Source organism: Streptomyces mayteni (assembly GCF_054783955.1).
This window is the reverse complement of sequence record NZ_BAAGPR010000193.1, coordinates 1-7,963: the sequence shown is the minus strand read 5'-3', so window position 1 is coordinate 7,963 and position 7,963 is coordinate 1. Positions and strand designations below refer to the sequence as shown.

Sequence of the window (7,963 nt, the reverse complement as noted above, 5' to 3'; positions counted from 1 at the left end):
CGGCGGCGCAGCCGCCGCCCGGCGCAGCCGGGCATCCGCGCGGATCGCGTCCGGGGTGGGCGGGCGGGGAACCCCGCGCGGAGCGCCAGTGAGGGCGGGTGGGTGGGTGGGGCAGAACGCCCCGGCCAACCAACGGCCGGCTAGCCGGCCTCCGCCTCCACCGCCACCCCGTGGCTCTCCGCGATCTCCGCCAGCCCGCCGTCGAACGCCACGCTGGCCGCCGCGAACCACCAGCCGTCCTCCTCGCGGGCGAGTTCGCCCACGGTCAGTCCTGTCGCGCCGGCCGGCCCGGCCGGGAAGCCGTAGCAGAGCAGTTCGTGGTCGGTGGCCGGGTCGACGAGCCTGGCGTGCAGCAGGCCGGCCTCCGACAGGTCGCGGCCCGGCGTCTGGTCCTCGTCCACGGACAGCGTGAAGACGATCCGTTCGGCCGCGGCCGGCAGCTCGGGGAGGCGGATCGTGAACCACGCCTCGGGTTCGCCGCCCTCCAGGCGGACCCCGACGCCCGCCGGGTCGGTGTTGTTGAAGAAGACGAAGTGGTCGTCGGTCAGCACCCGGCCGTCCTCGTCGAGCACCAGCGCGCTCGGGTCGAGGGCCAGCGCGGGGCCGTCCGCCGCGGCCTCGCCGCGCAGGCCGACGGCGAAGGTGTCGCCGCCCGGCAGCACGTCCGCGAGCCGCATCCGCTGGCCGGTGGCCAGCGGGAGCCGGCCGCCCTCCGACCACGGGCAGGCGGCGAGCAGCACCGACCGCGGGTCGACCCTGGTCGGCTCGTAGCTCGACCGCGCGACCGGCGCCGCCGACAACGTGCCGGCGGCGAGGCCGCCGAGCTCCCGCAGCCGATCGGCGACGGCCTCCGCGCTCTCCGGCCGGCCCGCCGGCTCCTTGGCCATCATGGCCAGCACCAGCGCGTCCCACTCGGGCGGCACCCCGGCCCGCAGCGTGCCAGGCGCGGCCGGGGTCGACTCCAGCTGCTGCCGCAGCAGTTGGTAGAGGGACGCACCGTGGAACGGCGGCCGGCCCGTGGTCAGCGCGTACAGCAGGCAGCCCGCCGCGTACAGGTCGGTGCTGGCGGCCACCGCCCGGCCCTCGATCTGCTCGGGCGACATGTAGGCGGGCGTGCCGACGACGACGCCCGTCGAGGTGAGCCTGGCGTGGTCGGTGGCCTCGGCGAGCACCGCGGCGATCCCGAAGTCCAGCACCCGGGCGAGTCCGTCGGGGCCGACCATCACGTTGGCCGGCTTCAGGTCCCGGTGCACCACGCCCGCCTCGTGCGCCACCGAGAGCGCCCGGCAGATCTGCTCGCCCCAGCGGGCCACCTCGACCAGCGGCGGCAGCTCCTCGGCCAGCACCTGGTCGAGGGAGCGGCCGCGGAGCCGCTCCATCACCAGGTAGAGGACCGGGTCGGGGTCGCCCTCGAACCGGGCCTCGCCCACGTCGTGCACCGTCACGATGAAGGGGCTGGTGAGCCCGGCGAGCAGCTTCGCCTCCCGCTCGAACCGCTCCCTGGCGCGCGGATCGCGCCCCACGGCGACTGAGCCCACCACCTTGACGGCCACGGTCCGCTCCAGGCGCAGGTCGAGCGCCTCCCACACGGTGCCCATGGCCCCGGCGCCCAGCTGCCGCCCAAGCCGGTAACGGCCGTCGAGAACCCGGTCACGCATCCCACGAACCCCCTGATCCCGTATCTCCGACCCACCTGCGCACAGGCCATCGGTACCGCTAACTTTATGCGGCACAGGGGCCCCCGGGAGGGGGACGGGAGGGGACCGGTGATGAACGGCAGCGGGCCAACCGTCCCACGTCGGGACAGACCGCCCCCGACCGACCCGCGCCCTTCGGGCCCGATGCTGGCCGCGGCGGCGCTGTGCGTGCTCGGTGGGGCCCTGTCGTTCCTCGCCGTGACGCTGGCGCGGAACGCGCCGCTCACCGAGTCGACGGCCGAGGAGCGGGCGCTGCGGATAGCGCAGGTGACCTCCCAGCACCTCGCCTCCTCCTGCCCGACGGCGCAGTCCAACGCGTTCTACGACGCCACCCACTTCCTGTGCCGGGTGGTCGACCTGGACGGCGGGCTCACGGTGCGGGACGTGGCGGAGGCCGAGGCCGTGCCGGAGCCGGCCACCGATCTGTGGGCGGTCCGGGTCACGTTCCGCCAGGACGACGCGGCGGCGCTCCGCGCGCTCTCCGCCCGGGTGCGCCTCGAGCCCTACCCGCGCGGCCAGCTGGCCTTCCTCTCCGGCGACCGGCTGCTGTCGGCCGGGGTGCTCGCGGGGCCCGACGGGTACGGCACCGCGAGCCTGGCCGGCACCTACACCCGGGCGGAGGCCGAGGACATCGCGGGCGAGCTCCGCGGTTGACGCGGCGCGCGCCGTGGCGGGGCCCCGTGGCTGGCCCCCGTGGCGGGCGCCGCCGCGTGGAAACCCGCCGTTGTCAGACCCCCTCGTTATGGTGGGCCGGACATGGGACGGGCGAGCGTCCCGGTCATCCCGAGGGAGCGATCAGGTCATGACGACACCCACGACGACCAGCGAGAAGGCCGGCGAGAAACCCACCGCGCAGCAGCTGGAGCGGCACCGCAGGGAGCTCACGGCGCACTGCTACCGCATGCTCGGCTCGGCCTTCGAGGCGGAGGACGCGGTGCAGGAGACGCTGGTGCGGGCCTGGCGTGGTCTCGACCGCTTCGAGGGCCGCTCCTCGCTCCGCTCCTGGCTCTACCGCATCGCCACCAACGTCTGCCTCACCATGCTCAGCGGGAGTGGCCGCCGGGCCCGCCCGATGGACCTGTCGTCGCCCACCCCGACCGCCTCGGCGGTGCTTGGCCCGCCGCTCGCCGAGACCGCCTGGATCGAGCCCATGCCCGACAGCCGCACCCTCACCGCCGACCCGGCCGAGACCGCCGAGGCCCGCGAGTCCGTCCGGCTGGCCTTCGTGGCCGCCCTCCAGCACCTGGCGCCGCGCCAGCGCGCGGTGCTGATCCTGCGCGAGGTGCTGAGCTGGAAGGCCAGCGAGGTCGCCGAGCTCCTCGACACCACCGTCGCCTCGGTGAACAGCGCCCTCCAGCGCGCCAGGGCCACCCTGGCCGCCACCGGCGCCTCGGCCGCCGATCCGGCCGAGCCGCTCTCCCCCGAGCACCGGGAGCTGCTCGCCCGCTATCTGGACGCCTTCGAGCGCTACGACCTGGACGCGCTCACCGCCCTGCTGCACGAGGACGCGATGCTGTCCATGCCGCCCTACGACCTGTGGGTGCGCGGCAGCTCCGACGTGCGGGACTGGATGGCCGGCCCGGGCATAGGCTGCGCCGGCTCCCGGCTGATACCGACGTGGGCCAACGGCAGCCCGGCGTTCGGCCAGTACCGGCCGGCACCGGACGGCGGGCACGTCCCGTGGGCGCTGCAGGTCCTCGAGGTGTCAGGGGGCCGGATCACCGGCATCAACGCCTTCCTTGACACCGAGCGGTTCTTCCCGCTGTTCGGGCTGCCCGAGCGCCTGCCGGCCGGGGCCGTCGTCGACCCGGGGTTCGCCGGGGCCCACCGGGTCGGCCCCGTCGGCCAGGAGCTCGGCGAGCCCGAGGAAGGCGAGCAGCCGTCGTAATCCGTCGTCGACGCCGGTGAACGTCACCTGGCGGTCGAGTCGCCTCGCCGTGAGCGCCAGCCGGCTGACGGTCTCCACCGCGGTCGGCCCCGGGCGGTCGAGCGCCCGCAGATCGACTAGCACCCGGCCACCGTCACCCGCCGCGTCACCCGCCGCGACGGCCGCCCCGAACCGCTCGCACAGGCCGGGCACATCGGCCCGCGCCACCGGCCCCCACACCACGAACTCCACGCCACCCATACCCAAGGAGACCCGCCACACCGGTCGAACTCATCGAGCCCGCCCCATCGACTCCACCGCACACCCCTGACACCCGCGCACCCGCCGTACGACGCCGGGCACCTGACGTGGGCTCAGCCGGCCAACGGCTTGACCCAGCGTTCCCACTCCGGCTGCGGCCGGTAGCCGCCGGCCGCCCAGGCCGGGTGCGCGAGCTCGTTGTGGTGCAGCACCATGGCGTCCGCCCGCCGGCCGCCGAGCGCGGCGAACCGCCGCTCCGCCGCGGCCAGCAGCGCCTTCGCCACGCCCTGCCGCCGGCACACCGGCGCGACCGCCAGCCGGTAGAGGTGGCAGCGCCAGCCGTCGAAGCCGGCGATCACCGTGCCCACCAGCACCCCGTCCCGCTCGGCAAGCAGCAGCGCCTCCGGGTCCCTGGCGATCAACCGGCCGACCCCTTCGAGGTCGTCGCTGATGCTCACGCCCTCGGCCGCCTCCCGCCAGAAGGCCAGCACGGCCGCGGCGTCCGCGGCCACCGCGGCCCGCACTGTCGGTTCGCCCACCCGGGTCAGCTCGTCCATGGCGGCCATCCCAACACGCCCGCACGCCTCCCACCAGCGCGTTCCGCCCCTCGGACACCCCGCCACCACCGCGCGGGAAAAGCCGGTGCGCCCACCCGGCCACCGGTGCTAGCCTCACCGCGTCACACGACGGAAGCAGCCGGTTCGAGAGCCCGAAGGAGGTGAGGTTGATGGCCGCGTCGCCTGTCGCCGCCCTGCGCGACCTCCGCCCCAACCTCCCGTTCCGGGCCCCGGCCGGGCGCGGCTGAGCGCCGCCCCCACCCACTCCGCGGGCCCTCCCGACCCAGGGATCCCTCCGTTGACTTCGTCTCAGGCCTCACCCTTCCCACCCCTCCCACCCACCGGGCACTCCCTCGCCGCCTACGGCTGGAACGCCGACCTGGCGGCCGCCTTCACCGAGCACGCCGCCGCCGGCCTCCACCCCGCCCGCGTCGTGCGGGTGGACCGCGGCCGCGCCACCGCGGTCACCGCCACCGGCACCGTGCACGCCGCCACCGACCAGCGCGCCGCACCCCCCTGCACCGGCGACTGGGCCGCGCTGCGCCCAGGTCCCACCCCCGAGTTGGCCGCGCTGCTCCCCCGCCGCACCGCCATCACCCGCGCCTCGGCCGGCCGCGGCTCCCACGCCCAGGCGCTGGCCGCCAACGTCGACACCGTCGCCGTCGCCGTCTCCCTCGCCGGCCGCGCCGCGCCGGGGCTCGTCGAGCGGCTCCTCGCCCTCGCCTGGGAGAGCGGCGCCCAACCCGTCATCGCCCTCACCAAGGCCGACCTCGCCGACCGCGACCCCGCCGAGACCCTCACGGAGTTCTCCGCGCTCGCCCCCGGCGTCGACGTCCTCCTCACCAGCGCCACCACCGGCGAGGGCCTCGACACCCTGGCCGCCGTCCTGACCGGCACCGTCGTGCTGCTCGGCCCCTCGGGCGCCGGCAAGTCGAGCCTCGGCAACGCCCTGCTCGGCGAGGAACTCCTCGCCACCGGCCACGTCCGCGAACAGGACGGCAGGGGCCGGCACACCACCGTCCACCGCGAGCTGCTGCCGCTCCCCGCCGGCGGCGTCCTCATCGACACCCCCGGCCTCCGCGCCGTCGGGCTCCAGGACACCGGCGACGGCATCGAGCAGGTCTTCGCCGAGATCACCCGACTCGCCCTGCACTGCCGCTTCGCCGACTGCGCCCACCGAACCGAACCCGGCTGCGCCGTGCTCGCCGCCGTCGAGGACGGCACCCTGCCGGAGCGGCGGCTCGACAGCTACCGCAAGCTGCTGCGCGAATCCGCCTGGGCCGCGTCCCGCGACGACGCCCGACTCCGCGCCCAACGCACCGCGGAACGCAAGGCCATCACCCGCCACCTGCGCGCCACCTACCAGCACCGCGACCAACGCCCCTGACCCGGCGTCGACCCCCGGGTGCGCCCGGCCCGCCGGGCGCACCCACCCCACCGTGCCTCCATGCGACGCCCATGCCACCTTCACCCGCATCAACTGGGGATTCCCAGGGGCCGAACGTCAGTTGAGGACGCTAACGTCAGGGGGTGTAGGTAATAGACTCGCAGCCGGGTTGAGGGGGCGCGACATGAGCTACGGCGACGACTACGAGGACACGCGCGCCGGCGGCGGCTCCGCCGGCACCCGCACCCGCCTGCCCGAGCAGCGCGAGTCCGGCACCCGGCGCCAACCCGCCTCCACCGGCCGCAGCCTGGCCGCCATCATCGGCGTCGTCGTCCTGCTGCTCGGCGCCATCGTGTTCGCCAGCCGAACCGGCGGCGACGGCGGCGAAAGCGACAACGGCGGTTCCGGCGAAGGCGGGAGCCCCGACCGCGCCCAGGCCACCGCGCCGAGCGGCGAGCCCCCGGTGGACACCTCGACCAACGGCATCCCCGTCGGCCACCCGCAGACGGAGCAGGGCGCCCAGAGCGCCGCCACCAACTACGCCGTGGCGCTCGGCGGCACCGAGATGTTCGACCCGCAACGCCGCCCCACCATCGTGAACACGGTCTACGCCCCCGACGTCGCCGCCGCCCAGGCCGCCGAGTACGAACGGACGTACACCGACCCGCAGTTCCTCACCCGCATCGGCCTCTCCGAAGTCGGCACCGCGCCAAGCGGCACCACCTTCGTCGCCCGCGTCAACCCGGTCGGCACCAACACCGTGGAGTTCGACGGCACCACAGCCCGCGTCGCCGTCTGGTACTCCACCCTGTTCGGCCTCGCCGGCGCCGACTCCAGAAACCCGGTCACCGAAGGCTGGTACACGGCCACCTACGACCTCGTCTGGGTCGAGAACGACTGGAAGATCACCGACTTCGACGAGCAAGAGGGGCCCGCTCCGGTCGGACGGGACCAACGCGCCTCAACGGCAGAGGAGATGGCCGATGCGGTCGAGCAGTTCGGCGGGTTTACCTATGCGCGCTGACCAGCACCGCCACCGGGCACGCGTCGGCCCGTGGGCCGCCAGGCTCGCCGCGCTCGCCGGCGGCCTCAGCGGGCTCCTCGCCCTCGGCACGGCCCTCGCCACCCGCGCCACGGCCGCCGAGTCCGACGACGGCTGCGGCCATCTCAGCGGCCAGGCACGGGACATCTGCCAGGGCAACCCCGAGGACGGCGGAGGCGGCGACGGCGGCCCCGAGATCAACGCCAACCTCGACCCGCTCTCCTCACTCGCCCAGGGCTGCGCCGACGCCGCCGCCTGGATCGTCAACGAGCTGTCCGACCTGGTCAACTCGACCACCAACGTCGACTTCACCAACACCTCGTTCCTGCGCCAGTACGCCGTCGTCTTCGCCGCCTCGACGGTCCTCACGCTCGTCCTCTGGCTGCTCGCGATCGTCAAACGCGCCATCCGCGGCGTCCCGTTCACCACCGCGCTCTCCGAGGCCATCGGCTACCTCTGGCTCACCGTGATGGCCTCCGCCTTCACGCCGCTGATCCTCTACGTGGTGGTCTCCGCCACCGACAACGTCACCGACGCCATCGTCTCCGGCACCGGCGACAACTCGGCATCGTTCTTCGGGGACTTCGCGGCGGCCCTGGAGGCCGGCGAGAACATCGGCGGCGGCCCCATCATGCTGATCGTCGTCTCGCTGATCTCGATCCTGGCGGCCGGCGTCCTCGCCCTCGAACTCGTCATCCGCGCCGCCATGCTGTACGTCGGCGCGCTCCTCGGCACCGCCGTCTACTCGGGGCTCGTCGACAAGAACCTGTGGGGCCACGTCCGCGGCTGGGCCGGCATCATGATCGCCGTCATCCTCATCAAGCCGGTCATCGCCATCGTCCTCGGCCTCGCCGCCGCCCTCACCACCGGCGAGGAGGGCGGCCCCACCGCCGTCTCGGCCATCATCTCCGGGCTGGCCATCATCATCCTGGCCATCTTCGCCTCCGCCATGATCTACCGCTTCGTCCCCGGCTTCGGCGACGAGATCGTCAACCACCGCGCCATGCGCCAGGACACGTCGAGCCGCGCCGCCCGCGCCGCCGTCTCCACCCCCGCCAGCCTGGTCCGCGAGGGCATGTCCACGCACGGCGCCCGCGGCGGCCCGGCGGCCGGCGGAGCCGCCGGCCAAGTCGCAGGCCAAGCGGTCTTAGG

General features: G+C 74.8%; 7 protein-coding genes. 5 read left to right on the top strand and 2 right to left on the bottom strand.

All coding sequences use genetic code 11. From position 1 onward, the window contains the following. Positions 1-140: 140 nt before the first annotated feature. A complete protein-coding gene (locus tag ACYVPE_RS38465) occupies positions 141-1,658 on the bottom strand; it encodes a protein kinase domain-containing protein (protein ID WP_461038489.1) in 1,518 nt (505 codons plus the stop codon). 183 nt (positions 1,659-1,841) lie between these two features. On the opposite strand from ACYVPE_RS38465, the gene ACYVPE_RS38460 reads away from it, so the two are divergent. Both ACYVPE_RS38460 and ACYVPE_RS38455 read left to right on the top strand, forming a co-directional pair. Continuing rightward, on the top strand, positions 1,842-2,351 hold the full coding sequence (locus ACYVPE_RS38460) for a hypothetical protein (protein WP_461038488.1): 510 nt from the start codon (positions 1,842-1,844) through the stop codon (positions 2,349-2,351). Positions 2,352-2,499: 148 nt separating this feature from the next. Beyond that, positions 2,500-3,585 (top strand): sigma-70 family RNA polymerase sigma factor, encoded by a 1,086-nt coding sequence (locus ACYVPE_RS38455; protein WP_461038487.1) that lies wholly within the window; start codon positions 2,500-2,502, stop codon positions 3,583-3,585. A 353-nt stretch (positions 3,586-3,938) separates the two neighbouring features. Here the strand turns inward: ACYVPE_RS38455 and ACYVPE_RS38450 are convergent, their stop codons facing one another. Beyond that, on the bottom strand, positions 3,939-4,391 hold the full coding sequence (locus tag ACYVPE_RS38450) for a GNAT family N-acetyltransferase (RefSeq protein ID WP_461038486.1): 453 nt from the start codon (positions 4,389-4,391) through the stop codon (positions 3,939-3,941). 289 nt (positions 4,392-4,680) lie between these two features. On the opposite strand from ACYVPE_RS38450, the gene rsgA reads away from it, so the two are divergent. The 3 genes from rsgA to ACYVPE_RS38435 form a co-directional block, all read left to right on the top strand. After that, a complete protein-coding gene (rsgA, locus tag ACYVPE_RS38445; protein ID WP_461038485.1) occupies positions 4,681-5,769 on the top strand; it encodes a ribosome small subunit-dependent GTPase A in 1,089 nt (362 codons plus the stop codon). 184 nt (positions 5,770-5,953) lie between these two features. After that, entirely contained in the window at positions 5,954-6,793 is an 840-nt protein-coding gene (locus ACYVPE_RS38440) for a hypothetical protein (protein ID WP_461038484.1), read from the top strand. Beyond that, positions 6,783-7,963, top strand: a 1,181-nt coding sequence (locus ACYVPE_RS38435; RefSeq protein WP_461038483.1) for a hypothetical protein, incomplete at its 3' end; no start/stop codon positions are given. The genes ACYVPE_RS38440 and ACYVPE_RS38435, both read left to right, overlap by 11 nt.

Excerpts from the sequence above, each read along its gene's own strand:
- ACYVPE_RS38440 (WP_461038484.1), top strand. The coding sequence starts at position 5,954 with ATGAGCTACGGCGACGACTACGAGGACACGCGCGCCGGCGGCGGCTCC.
- ACYVPE_RS38450 (WP_461038486.1), bottom strand. The coding sequence starts at position 4,391 with ATGGCCGCCATGGACGAGCTGACCCGGGTGGGCGAACCGACAGTGCGG.
- ACYVPE_RS38460 (WP_461038488.1), top strand. The coding sequence starts at position 1,842 with ATGCTGGCCGCGGCGGCGCTGTGCGTGCTCGGTGGGGCCCTGTCGTTC.
- ACYVPE_RS38465 (WP_461038489.1), bottom strand. The coding sequence starts at position 1,658 with ATGCGTGACCGGGTTCTCGACGGCCGTTACCGGCTTGGGCGGCAGCTG.
- ACYVPE_RS38455 (WP_461038487.1), top strand. The coding sequence starts at position 2,500 with ATGACGACACCCACGACGACCAGCGAGAAGGCCGGCGAGAAACCCACC.